Source organism: Aquabacterium parvum, assembly GCF_001447195.1.
Classification (GTDB): domain Bacteria; phylum Pseudomonadota; class Gammaproteobacteria; order Burkholderiales; family Burkholderiaceae_C; genus Aquabacterium; species Aquabacterium parvum.
Genome location: NZ_LFRI01000386.1, coordinates 94,748 through 117,830, shown reverse-complemented (window position 1 = coordinate 117,830; position 23,083 = coordinate 94,748). Strand labels below are relative to the sequence as shown.

The following is a 23,083-nucleotide window of genomic DNA, read 5'->3' as shown; positions in this document are numbered from 1 at the left end:
CGCGCTCCGCGCCAGAGGACTCCCGATGATGAAGCTCTACTACGCCCCCGCTGCATGCTCGCTCGCACCACACATCGTGTTGCGCGAAGCAGGCCTGACCTTTGAACTCGCCAAGGTCGACACCCACCGCCACCTCACGGCCGATGGTGGTGACTTCTACGCAGTGAACCCGAAGGGCCAGGTGCCCGTGCTCGAACTCGATGACGGCGAGCGCCTGACCGAAGGGCCTGTGATCGCGCAGTACATCTCTGACAAGGCGGGTGCCAGCTCGCTGATGCCCCCAGCCGGCACCCTGGCGCGCTACCGAGTGATGGCCTGGCAAAACCACATCGCCAGCGAATTGCACAAGTCCTTCACACCGCTGTTTCACGACGACGTCGACGCGAACGCCAAGCAAGCCCTGGCTGCCGTGCTGATCAAAAAGCTGACCTGGCTTGACGGGCAGCTGGCGCGCGGCCCCTACCTCACCGGCGAGGCCTTCACCGCTGCCGACGCCTACCTGTTTGTCGTGCTGGGCTGGGCCCGATTCGTGAAGCTCGACATCGCGCACCTGACGCACCTGCAGGCCTTCCTCACGCCCTGATTCACGTGGATGGTCGCTGGCAGGTCATTGCCAAGGTTTTTCACTGGGATGAGGAGGTTCGGGTGTTCAGGGGGTGAGTGGTGTGGGCTGGATGGGCCTTTCAGGCTGGGAGCAATCCGAAAGGTCAGGCGCAACGAGCGCCTGCAATCGACCCTGAACCGACATACGCCAACCTGATTTCGTTCCCGAGGAGCTGACCTTCAGCGCTCGGGCACAGGCGATCCCGCCAGCCCAGTGGCCATGCAAGAGACAGCCGCGGGAATGGTGCCAGCCTTCAATGGCACAGGTGCAAACGTCAACACGAGAGCAGTTGCCAACGATAGGTCAAGCGTCCTATACTACTTAGGACGATTGACCTAATCAGCATTGGACATCTCTGTGACTCAACTTTTCGACCCGCTGACCCTTGGCGATCTACTGCTTTCCAGCCGCGTCGTCATGGCGCCGATGACACGCAATCGCGCTGACAACCAAGGAGTCGCGACAGCCCTGATGGCGAGCTACTACGGCCAGCGGGCCGGCGCAGGCTTGATCGTGTCAGAGTCCGCACCGATCTCTGCCCAAGCCGTGGGGTACCCATGCACACCGGGGCTACACGAGCAGCGTCAGATGCTCGGTTGGCGGTTGGTGACAGAGGCTGTTCACACCAGAGAAGGGCGCATCTTTGCCCAACTGCAGCACTGTGGCCGGATATCGCATCCCAGTCTTCAACCCGACGGTCAGCTGCCGGTCGCACCGTCGGCGATCCGCCCGGCTGGACAGGCCGTCACCTACGCGGGCATGCAGGACTTCGTCACGCCTCGTGCCTTGCAGCCGGAAGAGATTGTGGTCGTGGTCGATCAGTTCCGGTACGCCGCACGGCAGGCGAAGGCGGCGGGTTTCGACGGCGTGGAGATTCACGGCGCCAACGGCTACCTGATCGACCAGTTCCTACGCGATGGGAGCAACCATCGTTCGGACACCTATGGGGGCTCGCCAATGAAGCGGCTGAAGCTGTTGATGGAGGTCATCGATGCCGTTGCCGAGGTCTGGCCTCGGGATCGTATCGGCGTTCGGCTTAGCCCGGAGAACCGCTTCAACGACATGGCGGACAGCGACCCGGCGGTCCACTTCGGTGGGTTTGCCGCTGAGCTGAGGCGTGCCCGTCTGGGTTACCTGCATGTGTTGGAGGGCGACATGATGACCCGTACCAGCGCAGTGGACTACGCAGCGCTGCGCCGGCGCTACGGTGGGATCTATATCGCCAACAACGGCTATGACAAAGCCCGTGCCAACGCTGCGCTGGGCAGCGGCGATGCCGATCTGATCGCGTTTGGTACGGCCTTCATCGCCAACCCGGATCTGGTCGATCGCCTTCGGAACGACTGGCCATTGACCGCACCGGATGGCCAAACCTTCTACGTCGGTGGCGAGACCGGATACACCGACTACGCCATCCATGAAGCTGCCAATGCGCATACAACATGACAAATCCTGTGGCCGAGCCCAGCACGCGTGACCGTATCGTCGAAGCTGCGGATGCCTTGTTCTACCAACAGGGCTTTGAGAAGACCTCGTTCGCAGACATTGCTGATGCCGTCCAACTTTCGCGGGGCAACTTCTACTACCACTTTAAGACCAAGGATGCCATCCTCGCTGCGGTGATAGCCCTTCGGGCTGCGCGCACGCAGTCAATGTTGGAGGCATGGGCGCGTAACGCCACTACGCCGATGGCGAGACTGCAGTGCTTTGCAGAGATGCTCATCCAGAACCGCCAGGAGATCCAACGCTACGGCTGCCCAGTGGGGACGCTGTGCGCCGAACTTGCCAAGTTGAATCACCCCGCTCAAGGGGGCGCCAGCATGATCTTCGGCCAGTTCCGGGAGTGGCTGCGTGCCCAGTTCGAGTCCATGGGCCAGGGCGAGCAAGCTGACACCCTGGCGATGCACCTTCTTTCGCGCAGCCAGGGCATCGCCGCGCTGGCCCATGCCTTTCACGACGAATCCTTCATCCGCCGTGAAGTCGATCTGATTGGTACTTGGCTGGTCTCACTCGCTCCAAAGGCGGTCGTTGCGCAGCGACTGCGTCGAAGGAACACCCCATGACTCACACCGGTATGACCCTGTTTTTTGTCTTCCTAAGGTTCGGTCCGAATCGATCCCAAGCTGGCCAGTGGATGGCCGGGCACAAGCAGTGGATACAAGATGGCATCGCCGACGGGAGCTTCCTGATGGCGGGCTCGCTCGACAATGCCCAGGGCGGCGTGGTGATCGCCGCAGGTCAGGATAGCAACGCGCTCCATGCGAGGGTCGCACAAGACCCCTTCGTGATTCACGGCGTCGTGTCTGCTGAAGTCCATGCCGTCGCCCCGTCGCTGATGTCAGAGGACTTGGCGTCGCTGATGCGGCGCAGCCAGGCTGGGCAGAACGCGTTGTGAGCATGGACCAGACGGTGATCGGAAGTGACGGCCAGCCTCGCTGCCGCTGGTGCGCAGCCGCGCCTGAATTCGAGGCCTATCACGACCTGGAATGGGGCTTCCCGGTTGCCGATGATGTCCGCCTGTTCGAGAAGCTCTGTCTGGAGAGTTTCCAGTCTGGCCTGAGCTGGCGGACCATTCTGGCCAAGCGCGAAAACTTTCGGCGGGCCTTCGCCGGCTTCGACTTTCACCGCGTGGCGCGCTTCAACGAGAAGCAGGTCGAACGCCTGATGCGGGATGATGGCATCGTCCGCCACCGAGGCAAGATCGAAGCCGTCATCCACAACGCAGGCCGGGCCATCGCCCTGCAAGCCGAGGTCGGATCGTTTGCGGCCTACTTCTGGCAATTCGAAGTGGATCCGGCCCATGCCGCACGGCCCCAGACGGTGTCGTCCGCACCCGAGGCCGTGGCCTTGTCAAGGGATCTGAAGATACGCGGTTGGAAGTTCGTCGGGCCAACAACAGCCTACGCCTTCATGCAGGCCATGGGCCTGGTCAACGACCATGTCGTCGGCTGCATGGTGGCGAACCGCGTGGCTCAAGCGCGCAGGGCCTTCCAGGTCCCAGACTAGGCTGCTCCTATCGACCCGGACGCAGACAATGGCCCGCGCGGGCGCGCCCCTCTGCCGGATCTAGGCCGAGATGCGGGGCTGACGCTCCGTCACCTGCAGATACCCCGAAAGCTGCCGCCTGTAGACGACTGCTCCTGGCCGAGAGAGGACTCTCGTGGATAGCTCGCCGATAGGCCGCACCCGCTGCAGAGCAGGCGTCCGCGCGGGCGCCTGATGCTCACCACATGGGCTACATCATGGGAGCTCGACTATCCAGCGGTGCGCGTTTTCTCGGATGAGTTCATTGAAGGCTTGAGTCTGCGGAGCATCAAGTTGCATGCCGCGGACGGACTCGCCTCCCCCTTCACTGTGCACGGGGATAAACAAGGCCAACCATTGCGGAGTGAGCGGCATCAAGCAGACCACGTCTTCATGGACGCCGATTTCATCTCCTAGACGTGGAACGCGAGCAAGCCGACGCTCGAGGTCGAAGCAGGGACGATCGGATGTGATGAACCCTGTGGCACTGTGGATCAGGCTCAGTCTCATCGCCATCAGCCGAGCGATGATCGTCGAGTTAAAACCTTCCATATTGAACTCGTAGGCGTTCCGCACAGCGGCGCCAAGGCCCGGAAGAGATGTGCTCGCTGCTTGCACCTCGCGCCGCTTGGCCTCCAGCGCACCCGGCGTTCGGAAATAGAGAGTTGCCGCGAATCGGGCGAGCTGCTCACGCCGAGCCTCAAGCGCCGTGAGCATGCTTGTCATGGTCTCCACCGGATCTTGTTGAAGCTGGGCGGTGTTTCCCAGAACGAAATCCCACAGGTTCATGACGCTAGCAAATGGGCCTTCGTACTCATGAAACGCCCTCTCCAGCTCGTTGTTGCGCTCTTCGTTGGGATTCTCGTAGTACCAGCTTTGCACCATTGAATCTCGTATGCTCATCTGCTTGGTGTCCCCCGATTCTTTGTCGGTGACCAGCAGATTTGTCTTATCAGGTGCCCAGCGGCCCAAGTAGACACGAGGTACATAGTGCTGTCGGCGGGTGAGTCCACTCATGAGGTGTCGGGCTGGTGAGGGGGGAGGTGACGATACAACGTGCATGGTCGCACGATCAGACGATCCGAGCTTCGCCGCTGCGCTTTTGCCATCGCTGCAAACCCGCCGCCAACCGGCCCCCAAAACCTCCAAGCCACCCCGATAAGATCAGTGGTCACACCAGGGCCCCCACCATGACCGCACCCACCTCCAAACTCCGCAGCTTCCAGCTCTTCGTGCGCAAAGTGGCCGCGCTGGCCCTGCCCTACTTCCGCTCTGAAGAGAAATGGAAGGCCCGGGCCCTGCTGGCCGCCATCGTGGCGCTCAACCTGGGCGCGGTCTACATGCTGGTGCTCATCAATGACTGGAACCGCGTCTTCTACGACGCGCTGCAGAACAAGGACGCCAAGGTTTTCTGGCACGAGCTGGGGCGCTTCACCTACCTGGCGTTCGGCTTCATCGTCATCGCGGTCTACCGCTTCTACCTGACGCAGCTTTTGCAGGTGCGCTGGCGCGCCTGGATGACGGCGCACTACCTCGACCGCTGGCTGGCCAACAAGGCCTTCTACCACCTGGAGCTGGCGCGCTTTTCCCGGCACGACGGCGCCATCCCCGACAACCCCGACCAGCGCATCGCCGAAGACGTCAACCAGTTCACCAGCTACTCGGTGACGCTGACCATGGGCCTGCTCAACGCCGTGGTCACGCTGGCGAGCTTCGTGGGCATCTTGTGGTCGCTGTCGGGCAGCTTCGGCTTTCACTTCGACGGGCAGGCGTACGTCATCCCCGGCTTCATGGTGTGGATGGCGGTGGCCTACGCGCTGGCCGGCAGCGTGATCGCGCATTACGTGGGCCGCTCGCTGATCGGGCTGAACTTCCGCCAGCAGCGCGTCGAGGCCGACTTCCGCCACCACATGGTGCGGGTGCGCGAGTACAGCGAGTCGATCGCGCTGGACCAGGGCGAGCCGGTGGAGCGCCAGCAGATCGGGCTGCGCTTTGGCGAGGTGCTGGCCAACTACCTTCAGTTGCTCAAGCGGCAGAAGGCGCTGACCTGGTTCACCGTGGGCTACGGGCAGGCGGCGGTGGTGTTTCCCTTCATCGTGGCGGCGCCCAGGTTCTTCAGCGGTGCGATTCAACTGGGTGAGCTGATGCAGGTGGCCTCGGCTTTTGGCCGGGTGCAGGACTCGCTGTCCTGGTTCGTCGAGAACTACGACAGCCTGGCCGCCTGGCGCGCCACCACCGACCGCCTGACCAGTTTCGAAGAGAGCTTCACGGCGCTGGCTCGGCATGCGGGCGGCACCACCGAGTGGCACCCCAGCCCCGATGCCGACTCGGTGTTGATCGACTCAGCCGAGATCAACCTGCCCGACGGCACACCGCTGATCCACGTCCAGGGCTTGGTGCTGCACGCCGGTCAGCACGTGCTGGTCAAGGGCCCGTCGGGCTCGGGCAAGTCGACGCTGTTCCGCACGCTGGCGGGCATCTGGCCGTGGGCACGCGCCAAGCTGGCCCGCCCGGCCGACTTCGAGCAGCGCGCCATGTTCCTGCCGCAGCGGCCCTACTTCCCCAACGGCTCGCTGCGCGAGGCCCTGGCCTACCCCGCCACGCCCGACCGCTACACCGAGGCGCAGATGCAGCAGGCCCTGCGCGACGCCCTGCTGCCGCAACTGGTTGAGCAACTCGATCGCGAGGACGCCTGGGGCCAGAAGCTCTCGGGCGGCGAGCAGCAGCGCCTGGCCATCGCGCGGGCCTTGCTCAAGCAGCCGCGCTGGCTGTTCGTGGACGAGGCCAGCAGCGCGCTCGACGAAGAGGCCGAGCGCGTGCTGTACCAGCGCTTGCGTGAGCTGGTGGCCGCGCAGAACGGCGCGCTGATCTCGATCGCGCACCGCCCGGGTGTGGCGGCCTTCCATGAGTGGCAATGGCAACTCAGCGGCGACCCATCACGCCAGCGCGCCTGGGAGGTGCAAGCCACACCTGCCCACTCGGCTGCGCCCATTGGCTAAGATGCCGGCACCTCCCCACACCCGAGCGCACCCCATGCAACTCCTGATCCTTGGCCTGGCGATCTTCCTGGGCGTTCACTCCGTCCGCATCTTTGCCGAGGGCTGGCGCAACGCGCGCCTGGCCGCCATGGGTGAGCTGGCCTGGAAGGGCGTTTACTCGGTGGTGTCGCTGATCGGGCTGGTGCTGATCGTCAAGGGCTACGGCGAGGCTCGCCTGTCGCCCACGCTGCTGTGGGTCAGCCCGACTTGGGCGGCGCACCTGGCGGCCTTGCTCACGCTGTTTTCCTTTGTGCTGTTGACCGCAGCGTACGTGCCCGGCAACGCGATCAAGCTGCGCCTCAAGCACCCCATGGTGCTGGGCGTGAAGGTGTGGGCCCTGGCTCACCTGCTGGCCAATGGCACGCTGGCCGACGTGGTCTTGTTCGGCAGCTTCCTGGCCTGGGCGATCTTGAGCTTCCGCTCGGCCCGGCGCCGTGAGGTGGCACCTGCGGCGGGGCCAGCTTCACCCCTGGCCACCGCCTTGACCGTGGCCATCGGCCTGAGCGCCTGGGCCGCGTTCGCGATGTGGGGCCACGCGGCCCTCATCGGTGTGCGGCCCTTCGCGATGACGCCTGCTGCTGGGGCTTGAGCCAGCTCACCAGATGCGCACGTGCTTGCGCGAGCAGGCAGGCTGAAACGGTCCAGGTGCGTCAGGTGCGCATGAGCAGGTCTCTGTGGCGAAGCGATGTCAAACCGGTGCTTGATCTCGGCCCATGAACTTGTAGGCCGCAGCCCCCAGCACCGCGCCCACCATCGGCGCCACCCAGAACACCCACAACTGGGACATGGCCCAGCCACCCACGTAAACGGCCACACCGGTGCTGCGCGCCGGGTTCACCGAGGTGTTGGTCACGGGGATGCTGACCAGGTGGATGAGGGTGAGCGCCAAGCCAATGGCGATCGGGGCAAAGCCTTTGGGCGCGTAGGCCGCCGTGGCGCCCAGGATGATGATCAGGAAGAACGCGGTCATCACGACCTCGGTGATGACGCCGGCCAGCATGCTGTAGCCACCGGGCGAGTGCGGCCCATAACCATTGGAAGCAAAGCCCTTGGCAAGCTCGAAACCCGGGGCACCCGACGCAATGACGTAAAGCACGCCGCCGGCGGTCACCGCACCGAGCACCTGCGCCACCACGTAGACAGGCAGCTTGGCGGCGGGAAAGCGCCCGCCCACCCACAGGCCCACCGACACGGCCGGGTTGAAGTGCCCACCCGAGATCGGCCCCACGGCGTAAGCCATGGTCAGCACCGACAGGCCAAAGGCCAGCGACACGCCGAGCAGGCCGATGCCCACGCCTGGGAATGCGGCCGCCAGCACGGCACTGCCACAACCGCCCAGCACCAGCCAGAAGGTGCCCAGGAATTCAGCCAATGACGCTTTCATGGATCGACGCTCCCATCGTTTTGATGCCGCATGTTCGCATGCGGGTGTGACGCATTCTTGGCACGCGTCACGCGGGTGTCAACCCGACGGATCAAACGCCTGGCTCGGAGGGCAAGCCGTCGATGACGCCCCGGAACACCCTCGACGTGGCGGCCACCAGCTTGGCGCGGTCTTCGCGGTAACCACCCAGCAGCCAGTGCGCGATCGGCTGGCTGACCGCACCGATCATCGCGATGCCCAGCATGCGCGACTCGGTCTCGTCGATCTCTTCGGTGCTGAATTGCCGACGCGCAAAGGCCACCACCATGGCCGCAAAGCGCTCGATGTTGCGGGTGTAGACGCTGTTGACGCGGTCGCTCACGCCGAGCACCTCCAACCAGCACACCCGGGCCACGCGGGGCTCGGACGCCATCTCGAAGACGGCGTTCAAGGCGCGCTCGACGGCCACCATGGGGTCGCGCAGCGCGGCCTCATCGGCCAGGGCGGCCAGCACCGCCTGCTGCAGGTGGTCGAACTCGCGCTCGTAGACGGCCACCAGCAGGTCTTCGGTGTTCTCGAAGGACTCGTAGAAATATCGGTCGGTCAGCTCGGCCTGGCGGCACAGTTGCCGCACGGTCGCGGTTCGGTAGCCGGTGGTGCCGAACACCTGCAGGCCGGCGTCCAGGAACTGCAGTCGGCGCCGGGCGACGCGTTCGAGCTGGCTTTCGCCCGCGTAGGCGCGGCCAGCCGGGGCACCACCCGAGGCAGGTGCGCCGGCGTCGGCGAGTTCGGAAAAGGATCGGGTCATCCCCGTATTTGACGACAATCGTCTTCACTTGCAAACTGACGACAACCATCTTCACTTGGTGCGCCACAGGCGTTCCCCTCCACCATGCAGCAGTTCACCGCAATCATCATCGGCAGCGGCTTCGGCGGTCAGGCCGCCGCCGTCAACCTCCGGCGCATCGGCATCGACGACTTCCTGATCCTGGAGCGTCGCCCCTGGATGGGCGGCACCTGGAGCCAGAACAGCTACCCCGGCGCTGCGGTGGACGTGCAGTCGCCGCTGTACTCGCTGTCTTTCGAGCCCTACCCCTGGTCGCAGATGTTCGCCGAGCAGGACGAGCTGGTCGAGTACACCAACCACGTGCTGGCCAAGTACCGCCTGCGCGAGCAGACGCGGCTCAACGCCAACGTGACCAAGGTGCAGTGGGACGAGGCACGCCAGCTCTGGCAGGTCAGCCTCGAAGGCGGTGACACGCTGCTGGCCAAGTACCTGATCAACGCCTCGGGCCCGTTGAGCACGCCGGTCATCCCCAACTTCAAGGGCCGCGACACCTTCCAGGGCAAGACCTTCCACACCAACAGCTGGGACCACAACTACCAGCACGCCGGCAAGCGCGTGGCCATCATCGGCAGCGGGGCCAGCGCGGCGCAGGTCATCCCGGCCATCGCACCCGATGTGAAGCAGCTGCACGTGTTCCAGCGCACACCGCACTGGGTGCTGCCGCGCCCCGACCGCAAGTTCACGCCTTTCCAGCGCGCGCTGCTCAAGTCCAAGCTGCTCTACAAGCTGCTGCGCACGGCCATCTACTGGGGCCTGGAGAGCCGCGTGATCGGCTTCAAGTACTCACAGACCATGCTCAAGCTGGTGGCGCAGCGCGAGGCCGAGCACCACATCAAGAAGCAGATCGCCGACCCGAAGCTGCGCGCCGCCGTCACGCCCGACTACACCATCGGCTGCAAGCGCATCATCCTGTCGAGCACGCTGTACCCGGCCCTGTGCCGGCCCAACGTGAAGCTGCACCCCAAGGACGATGGCATCGCCGAGATCAACGAGCGCGGCATCCTCACCGCCAAGGGCGAGCAGGTCGACCTGGACTGCATCGTGTACTCGACGGGCTATGACGCCACCGACGGCGTGATCTCCTACCCGGTCATCGGCAAGGGAGGCAAGTCGGTGCAGGACATCTGGGCCGAGTTCCCGCGCGCCTACCTGGGCACGACCATGCCGGGCTTCCCCAACCTGTTCGTGGTCACCGGGCCGAACACCGGCATTGGCCACACCTCGGCCATCTTCGTGATCGAGGCGCAGATGGAGTACATCCGCCGCGCCATCTCGGCCACGCAGAAGCAAGGCGCCAAGGCCATCGAGGTCAAGTCCGAAGCAGAGGCCGACTACACCGGCATGATCCACCGCGAGATGAAGCAGACGGTGTGGCAATCGGGTGGCTGCCACAGCTGGTACCAGAGCAAGAGCGGCCACGTGATCGCCATGTTCCCTGGCTTTTCATTCACCTTCCGCCAGATGGCCAAGGCCTTCAAGCCGGGCCACCACCGCTTCAGCTGAAGCGACCTGATCGACACACAAGCAGAACGAGGAGACAAGCATGAAGGACTTCCAGAACAAGGTCGCGGCCATCACGGGCGCCGCATCGGGCATGGGCCGCACGCTGGCGGTGGAACTGGCGCGCCGTGGTTGCCACCTGGCCATCAGCGACGTCAACGAGAAGGGCCTGGCCGAGACAGCGCAGCTGGCGACCAAGCTGGGCGTGAAGGTGACGACCAAGAAGCTGGACGTGGCCAACCGCGAAGCCGTCTTCGCCTGGGCCGACGAGGTGGTGCGCGACCACGGCAAGGTCAACCTGATCTTCAACAACGCGGGGGTGGCGCTGGGTGCCTTCGTCGAGACCGTCAAACCCGAAGACTTCGAGTGGATCATGGGCATCAACTTCTGGGGCGTGGTGTGGGGCACGCAGGCCTTCCTGCCGCACCTCAAGCGCGCCGGTGAGGGCCACATCGTCAACACGTCCAGCCTGTTCGGCCTGCTGGCTTCGCCCACGCAAGGCACTTACAACGCCAGCAAGTTCGCGGTGCGCGGCTACACCGAAGCGTTGCGACAAGAGCTCGACATGGCCGCCTGCGGCGTGAGCGCCACCTGCGTGCACCCGGGCGGCATCCGCACGAACATCGCGCGCGCGGCCAAGATGGACGACAGCATGAACAAGGCCACCGGCGGTCAGGCCGAAGCCGCGCGTTCGCGCTTTGACAAGATGCTCAACGTGACGACCGCCGAGAGCGCGGCGCTGCAGATCCTGCGCGCAGTCGAGGGCAACCAGCGCCGCGTGCTGGTGGGCCCTGACGCGAAGATCATGGACTTCTTCGTGCGCTTGCTGGGCTCGTGGTACCAACCGGGCTCGGTGTGGCTGTCGGCCAAGTTGATGAAGGGCTGAAGCAGGGCGTGGCGCTGGCTCAGGCGGGCTGAGGCGGCACGCCGGTGCCCCCGGTTGAGCCTGACTGGTCGCCAGGGTCGTGGCCGCTGATGCTTTGCGGCAGCACGATGTCGATCACCAGCCCACCGCCCTCTCGGCGGCGCGCGGCGATGTCGCCACCGTGTGCACGCACCGCCCGCCGCGCAATGGCCAGGCCCAGGCCATGGCCCACGCCCTGGGTGCCGTTGTCGCCGCGCACAAAGGGGTCGAACATGGCCTTGAGCAGGGCATCCGATGCGCCCGGCCCTCGGTCGGCCACGCTCACCTTCAGGCGCCGCCCGGTCTCGTCTGTGCAGGCGCTGGCGCTGACCTCGACCGCCGTGTCAGGTGCGGTGAACTTGATGGCGTTGCGGACCACGTTTTCAAAGGCACGGTAGAGCAGTTCGCCATCCACCTGCGCCACAAAGCGCCCTGGTGCTTGCAGCACCAGGCGCCTGCCAGCCGAGGCCGCTTCGAAGCTGGCGTCCTCGGCAATGCCTTGCAGCAGCTCGATCAGGTCGATGTGGTCGTTGCGCTGATGGCTGGCGCCGGCCTCCAAGCGGTGCAGCGTCAGCAGTTCGTTGACCAGGCCATCGAGCCGCTCGATTTCTCGGTCGATGCGCTCGACCATGGCGCCCGCCTCGCTCGGGTCCTGGCGCAGCAGGCCCATGGCTGCGCGCATGCGCCCCAGCGGCGAGCGCAGTTCGTGTGACAGGTCGTGAAACAGGCGCGTGCGCGCTTCGGTGAGCTGCTGCAGCTGCTCGGTCATGCGGTCGAAGCGATCGGCGAGGTCAACGATCTCGTCGCTGCGACGGCCCATCAGCGTGCGGATGCGGGTGTCAAATCGGCCAGCGGCCACGCGGTCCACGCCCCAGTGCAGCTGGCGCAAAGGTTTGGTCAGGTACCAGGCCAGCGCCAGGCTGGCCAGCAGGCTGCTGACCACGCCAGAGACGATGGGCACCAGGAAGAAGTAGCGGCTGCCCGGGCCTGGTGGCGGTGGGCCAGGCGGCCTGGGCCGCACGCCGGGCGATGGCCAATGGGTGCCGGGCGCATCAGGGGCGACGGACGTGGCACTCGCAGGCCCGCTCGAGGCCATGCCCGATGCCGCACCCGGGGCCTCACCAGGGACCACCATCGGGACCGAAGGCAGGGTGCCAGGCCAAGGGGGTGGTGGCGCAACTGCCCCGGCATGGCATCGACCTGCGTTGCCTTGTCCGAGAACATGAACTCGAAGTGGCCGTGCGAGAACACGACGTGGCTGCGGTGCTCATTGCCAGCTTCGATGCCTGCGAGCCTGTGCTGCGGATGTGCCGCTGGCTGCATGAGCAGGGGCAAACGGCCATCCTGGCCCTGACCCCGAACGGCGACGACACCACCCGCAACCTGGCGCTGGAGAGTGGCGCCGACGATTGCGTGGACGAGTCATCGGACGCGCGCGAGGTCGCCGCGCGCATCCGCGCCGCCATCCGGCGCATGCGACCACCCAGCCCGGCACCTCGCCATCAAGCTCGCCTCGGTCATTGGGAGTTCGATGCATTGCGACAGCAGTTGCAAGCGCATGGCGAGCCCCCGGTGCCGCTGACACGGGCCGAGTGCCGCTTGCTTCAGGCCTTGCTGAGCCAACCCGGCCGACTGCTCTCACGCGCGGACCTCACGGCGGCCTTGCCCCTGCGCGATCGTGCCACCGACAGCCGGGCCGTGGACCTGTTGGTCTCGCGTTTGAGACACAAGCTGCACGCCCGCAACCCCTTTCAGCCCCTGATCCAGACGGTGCGCGGGCGAGGGTATCGGCTCGACCTGTCGGCCATCGACACACAGCCGACATGAACGATCAAACCGGGACAGGCTTGCAAGGCCGATTCAGTCGCGATCTTCGGGGTCATGACCAGCGACCGGCCTGCCTACGATGGGCTCACACCATCTCCGAAAGGTCCACCATGAGCAACATCGGTATTCCCAGCGCTTCAAGCCACCACGCGATCGATCGCAAGCTGTGTCAACAAGCACCGCGCAGTCAGTTTGAGAAGAACTCGGCGGCCTTCGGGCCCGTGGCCGCATCGGTCATCGGCATCGCCGACGCGGCCACCGACGTGATCACTGATGCCGCATCGGCAGGTGGCCAGGCCCTCTCCAGCCTGGGCAGCACCGCACAAGAAGGCGTCGAAGCCGTGGGTGACGTGGTCGATGACATCAGCCAACTCATCCAGGCTGGTGCGCGCTATGCGAACCAGGGCGCCCAGCTGGCCGACGACGCGATCGACCAGGTGGGTGACGCCTTGAGCGACGCCGCAGACAGCGTGCGCTCGGGGCTCACAGCCGGCGCGCAGACCATCGCCTCCTTGCTGTGAGGCCAAGCCATGCACGCCCGCACCTTGCCCCTGCTGACCGCGGTTGGCCTCAGCCAGGCGCTGAGCGCTTGCGCGCTGTTCAGCTTTGAGCCCGCGATGGAGCTGGTCAAAGCCGGCGGCCTGGCGGTCAGCCACGTGGTCTCGACGGCCCCAGGCCGCGCCAGCGACACCGTGCACCACTCGGGGCCGCGCCCCAGTGCGGTGTGCATCTCGCACAACCCCATGGTGCCGTCCAGCGAGGTGGTGCCCGCCTTGCAAACCGCCTTGGCGCAAGCGGGTGTCAGCAGCCGCGTCTACGCCGCCGACACCACACCGCTGGCCTGTCCCGTCTGGCTGCTCTACAGCGGCACCGTCACCTGGGACGCACCACCGTTTCGCAGCGAACAACGCGCCTACCTGGCATCGGCCCAGTTGACGCTTCGCTCGATGCACGGCGAGGTGCTGGCCAACAGCGCCTATGGCATCGATGGGCTTTTCGAGTCGAGCAAATGGGCCACCACGCAGGACAAGCTCTCGCCGGTGGTTCAGGCCCTGCTGACTGGCTTCGGTGGCTGACGCGCCATCCCAAGGAGGACACGATTCATGAAAGCCACCGCTTCATCTCCAAGGCATGGTCAGCACGCCGCGCGCGCGCCACGCGGCGCCGCACGTTCGATCGCGCTCACCACCCAACTGGCCTGCTGGCTGAGCCTGGCTGGCTGCAACACCCCGCCCAGCATCGTGCAAGGGCCGCTCAGCGTGCCGCCTGTCATGCCCCCCAGCTACCTAGAGCGCACCAATCCGGGCTCGCTGTTCCAGCCCGATGCGCCCGTCGCCTCGTTGTTTTCGGGTCAGAAGCTGGCCAGGCAAGTGGGAGACAAACTCAAGGTCGACATCGCCGAGTCCTTCGCCAGCCAGAGCAAGGTCGCCACCGATCACAGCCGCGAGAACGCCGTGGCCAGCAAAGGCCCCGGGCAAGGCGCGAAGTCGGTGGGGGGCTTCTTCGGCGAGCTGCTCGACCTCAACGCCAGCGCCGCAGGCAGCGACGGCTTCAAGGGCGATGGCAACACCGAACAGTCGAACAAGTTCACCGGCCAGATCGCCGTGCAAGTCATCAACGTGCTGCCCAACGGACACCTCGTCATCGCCGGCGAGCGCGCGGTGGCCTTCAACCGGGGCGTGACGCGCATGCGTTTTTCAGGCGTGGTCAGCCCGAGCGACATCCGTGCCGGCAACCTCGTGGCCTCGTCCGACGTGGTCAACGCTCGGCTGGAGACGGCCGGCGAAGGCGACATCTCCGAAGCCGCTTCGCGCTCGTGGTTGCAAGGCGTTTTGACCAAAACCCTGACCGTCTGGTGAAGCCCTTGCGCCCCCTCCCCAACCTAAAGCGCCACCATGAGTGACTGCCTGATCATCGACCCCGAAGGCCACCTGCACGAGGCCATCGCGCGCAGCCTGCAAAGGCTGTCCCTGTCTGTGGCCCGCACCAGCCGCCTGCCCGCCGTGCTCGCCGGCCCGGGCGTGGACCTGGTCCTCGCGCGTGTGCGCCATGCCGATCGCGAACAGCTTCAGGTGTGCGAAGCGGCCCGCCAGGCCTGGAACGCCCGCGTGGTGGTTTTCATGGACAAGCCTGAGGCGGTTGACCAGGTGCTGGCCCTGACCTGGGGCGCCGACGCCGTGGTCGACCCCCATCACATCAGCGAACGAGAGCTCGAAGCGCGCCTGCGAGCGCTGCTCAGGAGGAAACCCACGCATGGCAACCAACGCCAATGGGAGCTGGACGAGTCCGCGCAACGCCTGCAACACGGCCCCTTGAGCGTGCCACTCTCGCGCAGCGAAAGCCTGGTGCTGCAGGCCTTGATGGCGCAGCCAGGCGCAGTGATGTCTCGAGCCGAGCTGATGGCTCGCTCGAAGCTGGGTCAGCAGGGCTGCCACCTCAATGTGGTGGACCTGGCCGTGTCACGACTGCGGCGCAAGCTGCACGACGCCGGTGTGACGCGGGTGCCCCTGCTGACGGAGCGGGGTCGCGGTTACCGCTGGGCGGCGCCCTTGAGCAGCGCCGAAACGATGGCCAGCGAATACGGGCTGGCCACTTGCTCCACAAAACGCGTGAAGTCCAGGTGCGCCGACGCATCGGCTCGGTCCGAGATGGTGCGAAGCACCACAAAGGGCAGACCGAACGCATCGCAGACCTGGGCCACCGCCGCCCCTTCCATCTCCACGGCCAACACGTCGGGCAGGTGATGGCGCAAGGTCTCGGCATCCGACGCCGAGGCCACAAACTGATCGCCACTGGCGATCAGCCCCCGGTGCACACGGGGCTGGGGCAGCCCCAGTGCACGCAAGGGAACGTGCTGGTGCACGTCGACGAGCGCTCGCTCAACGCCCTGGTGCACCCACTCGGTCAACTCGGCAGGCGGGTGCAGGCGACTGCGCCCCAGCCCTGGCAGCTCGTGCCGAGGAAACAGCGGCGACGCATCCATGTCGTGCTGGACCAGGGCGTCGGCCACCACCACATCGCCCACGCGCACCTCGGCTCCCAGGCCACCGGCCACCCCGGTGAACCAGATCTGCGAGACCCCGAAAGCATCGGCCAGCAAGGTGGCCGTGATGGCTGCCGCCACCTTGCCGATGCCTGAGAGGGTCACCACCACCTCGCGCCCATGCAGGTGGCCTCGCCAGAAAACGCGAGCGCCGCAGCGAACCGAGGTCTCATCGGGCATCAAGTCGATGAGGGCCTGCAGTTCCTGCGGCATGGCGGCCATCAGGCCGATCGGCCCGACAGGGCCTGGGTCGGTTGCGCGATGAGACCGGCTCGAGGAGACCGGTGACACCACAGCGTCGAGGGATGAAGCGGGGCACATCCCGCCATCATCCCACCGACGCCCAGCGCCTGGGCTCAGAACGCGTGGCGCAGGCCGAACACCACGCTGGTGCCCGACTCGAAGTTGGCCAGTTGCTCCTTGTCCACCATCACGGCCGCGTACACGTCGGTGCGCTTGGACAGGAAGTGATCGTAGGCCAGCGTGGTGATGCGGTGCTTGGTCACTGGCGTGGTGCCGCCTTGCACTGGCGATTCCTTGCTCTCGCCGTACGACAGCAGCACCTTGCTGACCTTGGTGACCGGCACCGAAGCACCCAGTTGGTACAGCTTGGTGTCGATGCGCAGGCCGGCGGCGTAACCGCTGTTGGCGAACTCGCCGTACTGACCGAACAGCTTGACCACGCCGAAGTCATAGCTGGTGCTGACCATGCCGAAGTTCTGGCGCTGGCCTTGGGTCAGGTTGACCTTGGGGGCCTCGGCCGAACGAACGGTCTGCCAGGCACCGCCCACGGCGAAGGGGCCGTTGGCGTAGTTCAGGCTCAGGGCGTAGCTGTTGCGCTCGGACTGGGTGGTGTCCTCACCAGCCTGGTAAGAAACCGAGCCGGTGAAGCCAGCCAGGTTAGGCGTGGCGTAGGTGATGGCATTGCTCCAGCCCGAATCTCCGCGGTCGTTGCCCCACGCCGGCTGGAAGGTCAGGCGCACGGCGGGCGACAGGCCGAAGGAACCTGCGAACGGGTTGTACGACACCACGTGCGAGAATAGCAGGTTACCCTGGCGACCGATGGTCAGCTTGCCGAAGTCGTTCTGCAGGTAGACGTTGGCGGCACGGCCCCAGAAGTTGTCAGCCGGTACCGCGCCGTTCGCATCGCTGCGACCCGAGGCGCCCGTGTCAGGACGCAGGAACGCTTCCAGCACGAAGCCGGCCTTGAGGCCACCGCCGAGGTCTTCCAGGCCTTTGAAGCCCAGGTAGCTGTTCACCATGTTGTTGCCATCGACCTTGGTGATGCGCTTGTTGGCGGCCGCGGTGGGCAGGCCGCTCAACTGCATCGAACCGACGCTCAGGTCGATGACGCCATAGACGTTGTAGCTGGATTGGGCCTGCGCGGCGGCTGCAGCGGACAGCGCCAGCACAGACAGTGCGAAATTGCGAATGGACATGGGCACTCCAGGTTTGGTGCATCGGCACCTGTTGTTGAAAACAGCGGCCCTCGATTGCAGGTTCCATGCCCACACCGCCCTTTTCAAGCGCGCACGCTTCTTGCGTTCATTGCAATACTGCATACAGTTTTACAGCTGATTTGCATACAGTTTTGCAACAGGAGCCCGCTCGCATGTCCACCCAAATGCCTCCCAAGAAGCCCACCCGCCGCACCGTTTTCGCGCGCATCGCCGCCGCCACCGCCTTGTCCCTGTGCGCCATGACCCCCATGTCGGTGCACGCCGCCACGCCCATCAAGTTCCAGCTCGACTGGCGCTTCGAAGGCCCGGCCGGTCTCTTTTTGCACCCCATCGCCAAGGGCTACTTCACGCAGGCCGGCCTGGACGTCACGCTGGACGCCGGCAGCGGCTCGGGCGGCACCGTCACGCGCGTTGCCTCGGGCACCTACGACCTGGGCTTTGCCGACATGGCCGCGTTGATGGAGTTCCACGCCAACAACCCCGACGCGCCCAACAAGCCCGTGGCCATCATGATGGTCTACAACAACACGCCGGCTGCGGCCTTCGCGCTCAAGTCCAGCGGCATCAAGACCCCGGCCGACTTCACCGGCAAGAAGATGGGCGCCCCCGTGTTCGACGCCGGTCGCAAGGCCTGGACGCTGTTTGCCAAGGCCAACAAGATCGGCCCCGTCACCTGGGTCAGCATGGACCCGCCGCTGCGCGAGACCATGGCCGTTCGAGGCGACGTCGATGGCATCACCGGCTTCTCGTTCACTTCGCTGCTCAACCTCGAAGCGCGCGGCGCCAAGCCGGCCGACGTGGTGATGTTCCCCTACGCCCAGTTCGGCGTGAAGCTCTACGGCAACGCCATCATCGCCTCGCCCAAGCTGCTCAAGGAGAACCCCGAAGCGGTCAAGGCCTTTCTGAAGGCCTTCGCCAAGGGCGCCAAGGAAGTGCTGGCCCAGCCCGCCGTCGGCATCGCCGCGGTCAAGGCGCGCGACGGCATCATCAACGTCGACCTCGAAACCCGCCGCCTGAAGATGGCCATCGAGCAAGTGGTCGCCAGCCCGGACGCGCGCGCCGAAGGCTTTGGCCAGGTCAACGCCGGCCGCCTGTCGTTGATGGCTTCGCAGGTGTCGGACGCCTACGCCACCAAGACCCGCATCAACCCGAGCGCGGTGTGGAACGGCAGCTTCCTGCCAACGGCGGCCGAACTCAACGTGCTGCCGCCCGCCAAGTGAATCGGCAACGCACACGCTGAGACCCACCACCGCTGAGGAACACCACACCATGGATGCCTACGTCGACTTCCAGGGCGTCTGGCTGGCCTACAACGACGAGCTGCTCACCAATGGGCAGTTCGCCGTCGAAGACCTGAGCCTGACCATGCGCCAGGGCGAATTCGTCGCCATCGTCGGGCCTTCGGGCTGCGGCAAGTCCACCTTCATGAAGCTCACCACCGGGCTGAAGATGCCTTCCAAAGGCAAGGTGACCATCGCCGGCCAGCCCGTGACCGGCCCCTTGAAGATCACCGGCATGGCCTTCCAGGCCCCGTCGCTGCTGCCCTGGCGCACCACGGTCGACAACGTGCTGCTGCCGCTGGAGATCGTCGAGCCCTACCGCTCCACCTTCAAGGCCAAGCGCGCCGAGTACGAAGCCAAGGCGCGCGCCCTGCTGCAAAGCGTCGGCCTGGGCGGCTACGAGGACAAGTTCCCCTGGCAGCTCTCCGGAGGCATGCAGCAGCGCGCCTCCATCTGCCGCGCCCTCATCCACGAGCCGCAGATGCTGCTGCTCGACGAGCCCTTCGGCGCGCTCGACGCCTTCACGCGCGAAGAACTCTGGTGCGCGCTGCGCGACCTGCAGGCCGCGCGCGGCTTCAACGTCATCCTCGTCACGCACGACCTGCGCGAAGCGGTGTTCCTGGCAGACACCGTCTACGTGATGAGCAAGAGCCCGGGCCGCATCCTCGCGCGCCGAGAAATCAGCGAGGCCGAACTGCCCCGCCCGCGCGACCTCGAAGTCACCTACACCCCCGAGTTCACCGCCGTCGTGCACGAGCTGCGCGGCCACATCGGTGCGCTGCGCAAGCCCACCACGCTGGGCGCCCCCGTGGAGATCGCCCAATGAGCACGAGCCACACCAAGCACCTCGAACGCTGGGCCCCCTGGGGCCTGCTGCTGCTGGTCATCCTGATCTGGCAGGCCGTCTGCAGCGCCTTCAACGTCAGCGAGTACATCTTCCCCAGCCCGGCCCGCATCGCCGAGCAACTGGTGGAGTTCCACGCCGAGATCCTCAAGCACGCCTGGCGCACGCTGTGGGTGACGATGGTGGGTTTTGGCATCGCGATCGTGGTGGGCGTGCTGCTGGGCTTCCTGATCGGCAGCTCACGCCTGGCCTACGCGGCCATCTACCCCTTGATGACGGCCTTCAACGCCTTGCCCAAAGCCGCCTTCATCCCGATCCTGGTGGTGTGGTTCGGCATCGGTGTGGGGCCGGCCGTGCTCACGGCCTTCCTCATCAGCTTCTTCCCGATCACGGTCAACATCGCCACCGGCCTGGCCACGCTGGAGCCCGAGCTCGAAGACGTGCTGCGCGTGCTCGGCGCCAAGCGCTGGGACGTGCTGGTGAAGGTCGGCCTGCCGCGCTCCATGCCCTATTTCTACGGCTCGCTGAAAGTCGCCATCACGCTGGCCTTCGTCGGCACCACGGTGTCGGAGATGACGGCCTCGAACGAAGGCATCGGCTACCTGCTCATCAGCGCTGGCTCGTCCATGCAGATGGGGCTGGCCTTTGGCGGCCTCGTGGTCGTGGGCGCCATGGCCATGGTGATGTACGAGTTGTTCTCGGTCATCAAGAAGCGCACCACCGTTTGGGCCCACCGCGGCAGCCAGGGGCATTGAGTCCTTGCCGAGCCCCTGTCAACACGCCCTCGGCACCCACCAAAAACAAACCACCCCGGGGGGTGGTTTGGTAAAGCCTTGCGGCACCAACCACCGGCTCAAGACCGGCGGTTGTGCGATGCCGCAAAACGACATCGCTGCTTGAGTGAAGAAATCCCTGAGCGGCGCGGAGTGATGTTGGTTGGACAATCCGTTGACACGGATCGAGCGCACCGACAGATTGTAACGTGCATAATTGCACGGACGATCAAATATGACCCGTTGTTACGATTTGAGACGGGTCTCTACTCGCCCCCACTCTCCCCGATTGATTGCGCTCCATGGACGCCTCTTTTTCACAGGATGATGACAGCATCCCCTACGACGCCAGCGGCTCGTGGGTGGCCGCCTGCGTCGCCAGCCTGATGTCGCGCCATGGGGTCCCGCCACGCCACCAAGCCACTGCAATCGCGCAAATTTGCGCGATTTCTGTCAGCCAAGCCCGGCGCAAACTGCGCGGCGCCGTCTGGCTGTTCAACGAGGTGCTGGCCTTGTGCCGCCACCACGGCGAGTCGCTCGAAGCGGTTTTCGGCACCGAGCACGGCCCTGGCGCACCGGGGCAAGCCGGCGTGCTGCTCATCGACGGCCTGGAGTTGCCCTGCCAGGTTCGCGCCGGCGCCATCTGCCCGCCTGCCTCGGGCGAAGCCTCGGCGTTGCTGACCACCCGCGTGGGTGAACGCTGGCTGGTCGGCACCGCCGCGCGCCTGGACGCCCTCGGTGCCACCGGCACGCGCCACCTGGTCGAGCTGCTGCAGACCACCCCACCCGAGCCTCCGGCCGCCGCCCGCATCGCCGTGCTCGACGACGACGAATCGGCGGCTCAAGCGCTGGTCGACTGGTTCGAGCAACTCGGCTACTTCGCGCAGGGCTACACCCGAGCCGAGTCGCTGGAACAAGACCTGCCCCAAGGCTTCGACGCTTACGTGCTCGACCTCGTGCTCTCAGGCGGCCAGACCTCGCAGGCGATGGTCGAGCGCATCCGGCGTCAGCAACCTGACGCCCCCATTGTCCTTTTGACGGGGCAATTGCGCGACGGCAAAGCATCCGAAAGCACGCTGGCCGCGCTGCTGCGCACCCACCGCGTCACCTTCTTCGAAAAACCGGTCCGCCCGGTCATGATCACCGCCGCGATCCAGAACAGCCTGGATCAGCTCAAGCCGGCGGCATGAGCCTCTACCGTGTCCCGCCACCGGAAGAGACCGAGCCCTTCTCGGCCCTCCAAGCCACGCGCCGGCGGCTCACGCTGTGGCTGGCCGCGCTGTCGGCCATCGCCTGCATGCTGGTGTGGTGGTACGACGGCTCCCATGGCCTCAACAGCGCCTGGGCAACGGTCGCCGTGCCGATCATCGCCGCCGGGTTGGTGCTGGGCGGTCTCGTGATCTGGCTTCGCCCTCACCGGCACAACCAGGCTGCGGCGCTGTGCAATGCCTCGGTGGCAACCTATTTCATCGGCTCGCTGATCACCACCACAGAAGCTGGCGGGCCGGACGGCTTGTACGAGGTGGCCTCCAACGCGCAGTTCATGCCCCTGCTCTACCTGAGTGCCTTCGTCACCATGACGCGGGGCGCGGCGCGGCTGAGCTGGTTGACCTACGTCGCCACCGCCTTGTCCTACCTGTGGCTGTATGGGGCCGATGGCGCACCAGGTGGTGACCACATCGGGCACTTCTGGTTCATGCTGCTGATCACCCACCCGATCTTCATCCTGGCGCTGTCTTACGTCAGCGTGCTGCACACGCGGCTCAACAGCGCCGAGGTCGAGGTGCACACCTCGCGCGAGCGCTTCCTGGCCATGCTCTCGCACGAAATCCGCACACCGCTGCAAGGCATGCTGGGCTCCATCGACCTGCTCGATTTGCGCGTGCATGGTGGTGGCGAGCGGCGCGCCGTCGACCGCCTGCGCCAGATCGCCAACCAGCTCACCGCTCACCTGCGCGACCTGACCGAGTACGCCCGCATGGACAACCCGGCTTGGCGCCTGCAGCCAGAGTGGATCGACCTGGCCAGCCTGGTGGAAGACATCTGCGACGAGCACCTGCCGCGCATCCGCGCCAAAGGACTCAACCTCGTGGTCGAGATCGACGACAGCCCCCACTTGCGCGAGGTCGAGATCGATCCCCAAAGGGTGCGCCAGGTGCTCGACAACCTGCTCAACAACGCCCTGAAGTACACGCCTCAGGGCCAGATCACCGTGCGGCTGGCGTCCCGGTCCGAATCACACGATGCAGCCACCCCGCTGCAGCCTTCGTGGCTGGAGCTGGAGGTGATCGACACCGGCGTGGGCATCGCCACCGAGGCCATGCCGCACATCTTCGAGCCCTATGTGCGCCTGGAAGACCGCAAACTCCCCCGCACCGAAGGCAGCGGCCTGGGCTTGGCCGTGGTCCGCCGCCTGGTCGACCGCCTGGGTGGCGAGATGGCCGTTGAGAGCGCCCCGGACCGAGGCTCGCGCTTCCTGGTCAGGCTGCCCGTGCAACCTCCGCCCCCTACACCTGGATCGGGCCCACAGGCAAGCCCCTCGCAGACCGCGCCACAATGAGCGCTGCCACGCCCCA

General features: G+C 65.7%; 24 protein-coding genes and 1 pseudogene. 19 read left to right on the top strand and 6 right to left on the bottom strand.

Annotation, left to right across the window (positions count from 1 at the left end; all coding sequences use genetic code 11):
- Positions 1-25 precede the first annotated feature (25 nt).
- The 5 genes from gstA to ABG80_RS14635 all read left to right on the top strand — a co-directional run bounded on the left by gstA (position 26) and on the right by ABG80_RS14635 (position 3,610).
- A complete protein-coding gene (gene gstA, locus ABG80_RS14655; RefSeq protein WP_235513876.1) occupies positions 26-583 on the top strand; it encodes a glutathione transferase GstA in 558 nt (185 codons plus the stop codon).
- 366 nt (positions 584-949) lie between these two features.
- Positions 950-2,050, top strand: coding sequence for an alkene reductase (locus ABG80_RS14650; protein ID WP_407638760.1), 1,101 nt, complete (start codon positions 950-952; stop codon positions 2,048-2,050).
- On the top strand, positions 2,047-2,667 hold the full coding sequence (locus tag ABG80_RS14645) for a TetR/AcrR family transcriptional regulator (RefSeq protein ID WP_235513875.1): 621 nt from the start codon (positions 2,047-2,049) through the stop codon (positions 2,665-2,667). Before ABG80_RS14650 ends, ABG80_RS14645 begins: the two co-directional genes overlap by 4 nt.
- Positions 2,668-2,678: 11 nt before the next feature.
- Entirely contained in the window at positions 2,679-2,999 is a 321-nt protein-coding gene (locus ABG80_RS14640) for a YciI family protein (protein ID WP_200964324.1), read from the top strand.
- Positions 3,000-3,001: 2 nt separating this feature from the next.
- Positions 3,002-3,610, top strand: coding sequence for a DNA-3-methyladenine glycosylase I (locus tag ABG80_RS14635; RefSeq protein WP_058088369.1), 609 nt, complete (start codon positions 3,002-3,004; stop codon positions 3,608-3,610).
- A 234-nt stretch (positions 3,611-3,844) separates the two neighbouring features.
- Here ABG80_RS14635 and ABG80_RS14630 read toward each other — a convergent pair whose 3' ends face one another.
- Positions 3,845-4,645 (bottom strand): DUF4238 domain-containing protein, encoded by an 801-nt coding sequence (locus tag ABG80_RS14630; RefSeq protein WP_160322555.1) that lies wholly within the window; start codon positions 4,643-4,645, stop codon positions 3,845-3,847.
- A 173-nt stretch (positions 4,646-4,818) separates the two neighbouring features.
- Here ABG80_RS14630 and ABG80_RS14625 point away from each other — a divergent pair, with 173 nt between their 5' ends.
- Together ABG80_RS14625 and ABG80_RS14620 are read left to right on the top strand one after the other, a co-directional pair.
- Positions 4,819-6,627, top strand: coding sequence for an ABC transporter ATP-binding protein/permease (locus ABG80_RS14625; protein ID WP_058088367.1), 1,809 nt, complete (start codon positions 4,819-4,821; stop codon positions 6,625-6,627).
- A gap of 34 nt (positions 6,628-6,661) precedes the next feature.
- On the top strand, positions 6,662-7,255 hold the full coding sequence (locus ABG80_RS14620; RefSeq protein WP_058088366.1) for an NnrU family protein: 594 nt from the start codon (positions 6,662-6,664) through the stop codon (positions 7,253-7,255).
- A gap of 99 nt (positions 7,256-7,354) precedes the next feature.
- Here ABG80_RS14620 and aqpZ read toward each other — a convergent pair whose 3' ends face one another.
- Complete coding sequence (gene aqpZ, locus ABG80_RS14615; RefSeq protein WP_058088365.1) at positions 7,355-8,050, bottom strand: aquaporin Z; 696 nt, start codon at positions 8,048-8,050, stop codon at positions 7,355-7,357.
- Positions 8,051-8,141: 91 nt separating this feature from the next.
- Positions 8,142-8,837, bottom strand: a complete 696-nt coding sequence (locus ABG80_RS14610; protein WP_058088364.1) for a TetR/AcrR family transcriptional regulator — start codon at positions 8,835-8,837, stop codon at positions 8,142-8,144.
- Positions 8,838-8,921: 84 nt separating this feature from the next.
- Between ABG80_RS14610 and ABG80_RS14605 the strand changes: the two genes are divergently transcribed.
- Complete coding sequence (locus tag ABG80_RS14605) at positions 8,922-10,379, top strand: flavin-containing monooxygenase (protein WP_058088363.1); 1,458 nt, start codon at positions 8,922-8,924, stop codon at positions 10,377-10,379.
- 40 nt (positions 10,380-10,419) lie between these two features.
- Entirely contained in the window at positions 10,420-11,262 is an 843-nt protein-coding gene (locus ABG80_RS14600) for an SDR family NAD(P)-dependent oxidoreductase (protein ID WP_058088362.1), read from the top strand.
- Positions 11,263-11,281: 19 nt separating this feature from the next.
- Here the strand turns inward: ABG80_RS14600 and ABG80_RS14595 are convergent, their stop codons facing one another.
- Positions 11,282-12,415, bottom strand: coding sequence for a HAMP domain-containing sensor histidine kinase (locus tag ABG80_RS14595; RefSeq protein WP_058088361.1), 1,134 nt, complete (start codon positions 12,413-12,415; stop codon positions 11,282-11,284).
- Positions 12,416-12,450: 35 nt separating this feature from the next.
- On the opposite strand from ABG80_RS14595, the gene ABG80_RS14590 reads away from it, so the two are divergent.
- The 5 genes and pseudogenes from ABG80_RS14590 to ABG80_RS23985 form a co-directional block, all read left to right on the top strand.
- Positions 12,451-13,107 (top strand): winged helix-turn-helix domain-containing protein, encoded by a 657-nt coding sequence (locus ABG80_RS14590; RefSeq protein WP_160322554.1) that lies wholly within the window; start codon positions 12,451-12,453, stop codon positions 13,105-13,107.
- Between the two features lie 110 nt (positions 13,108-13,217).
- Positions 13,218-13,628 (top strand): hypothetical protein, encoded by a 411-nt coding sequence (locus ABG80_RS14585; RefSeq protein ID WP_058088359.1) that lies wholly within the window; start codon positions 13,218-13,220, stop codon positions 13,626-13,628.
- Between the two features lie 9 nt (positions 13,629-13,637).
- Positions 13,638-14,183: a hypothetical protein gene (locus ABG80_RS14580; protein WP_058088358.1), complete on the top strand. Its 546-nt coding sequence runs from the start codon at positions 13,638-13,640 to the stop codon at positions 14,181-14,183.
- A 27-nt stretch (positions 14,184-14,210) separates the two neighbouring features.
- Positions 14,211-14,966 carry a flagellar basal body L-ring protein FlgH gene (locus ABG80_RS14575; RefSeq protein ID WP_083506134.1) on the top strand — a complete coding sequence of 252 codons (756 nt, stop codon included), beginning with the start codon at positions 14,211-14,213 and terminating at the stop codon, positions 14,964-14,966.
- 36 nt (positions 14,967-15,002) lie between these two features.
- A pseudogene (locus tag ABG80_RS23985) lies at positions 15,003-15,584 on the top strand (response regulator transcription factor); the annotation flags it as partial.
- 53 nt (positions 15,585-15,637) lie between these two features.
- Here ABG80_RS23985 and ABG80_RS21580 read toward each other — a convergent pair.
- Together ABG80_RS21580 and ABG80_RS14560 are read right to left on the bottom strand one after the other, a co-directional pair.
- Entirely contained in the window at positions 15,638-16,363 is a 726-nt protein-coding gene (locus ABG80_RS21580) for a 5'-methylthioadenosine/adenosylhomocysteine nucleosidase (protein WP_235513874.1), read from the bottom strand.
- 143 nt (positions 16,364-16,506) lie between these two features.
- The gene (locus tag ABG80_RS14560; RefSeq protein WP_058088355.1) at positions 16,507-17,589 is read right to left on the bottom strand and encodes a porin; all 1,083 of its coding nucleotides are present in this window, start codon (positions 17,587-17,589) and stop codon (positions 16,507-16,509) included.
- A 260-nt stretch (positions 17,590-17,849) separates the two neighbouring features.
- Between ABG80_RS14560 and ABG80_RS14555 the strand changes: the two genes are divergently transcribed.
- The 5 genes from ABG80_RS14555 (at position 17,850) to ABG80_RS14535 (ending at position 23,067) form a co-directional block, all read left to right on the top strand.
- A complete protein-coding gene (locus tag ABG80_RS14555) occupies positions 17,850-18,830 on the top strand; it encodes an ABC transporter substrate-binding protein (protein ID WP_235513892.1) in 981 nt (326 codons plus the stop codon).
- Between the two features lie 49 nt (positions 18,831-18,879).
- Complete coding sequence (locus tag ABG80_RS14550; protein WP_058088354.1) at positions 18,880-19,716, top strand: ABC transporter ATP-binding protein; 837 nt, start codon at positions 18,880-18,882, stop codon at positions 19,714-19,716.
- A complete protein-coding gene (locus ABG80_RS14545) occupies positions 19,713-20,489 on the top strand; it encodes an ABC transporter permease (RefSeq protein ID WP_058088353.1) in 777 nt (258 codons plus the stop codon). The genes ABG80_RS14550 and ABG80_RS14545 overlap by 4 nt, the downstream gene beginning before the upstream one ends.
- Before the next feature lie 320 nt (positions 20,490-20,809).
- Entirely contained in the window at positions 20,810-21,697 is an 888-nt protein-coding gene (locus tag ABG80_RS14540; protein WP_058088352.1) for a helix-turn-helix domain-containing protein, read from the top strand.
- Positions 21,694-23,067 carry a sensor histidine kinase gene (locus ABG80_RS14535; RefSeq protein WP_058088351.1) on the top strand — a complete coding sequence of 458 codons (1,374 nt, stop codon included), beginning with the start codon at positions 21,694-21,696 and terminating at the stop codon, positions 23,065-23,067. The genes ABG80_RS14540 and ABG80_RS14535 overlap by 4 nt, the downstream gene beginning before the upstream one ends.
- Positions 23,068-23,083: the final 16 nt, after the last annotated feature.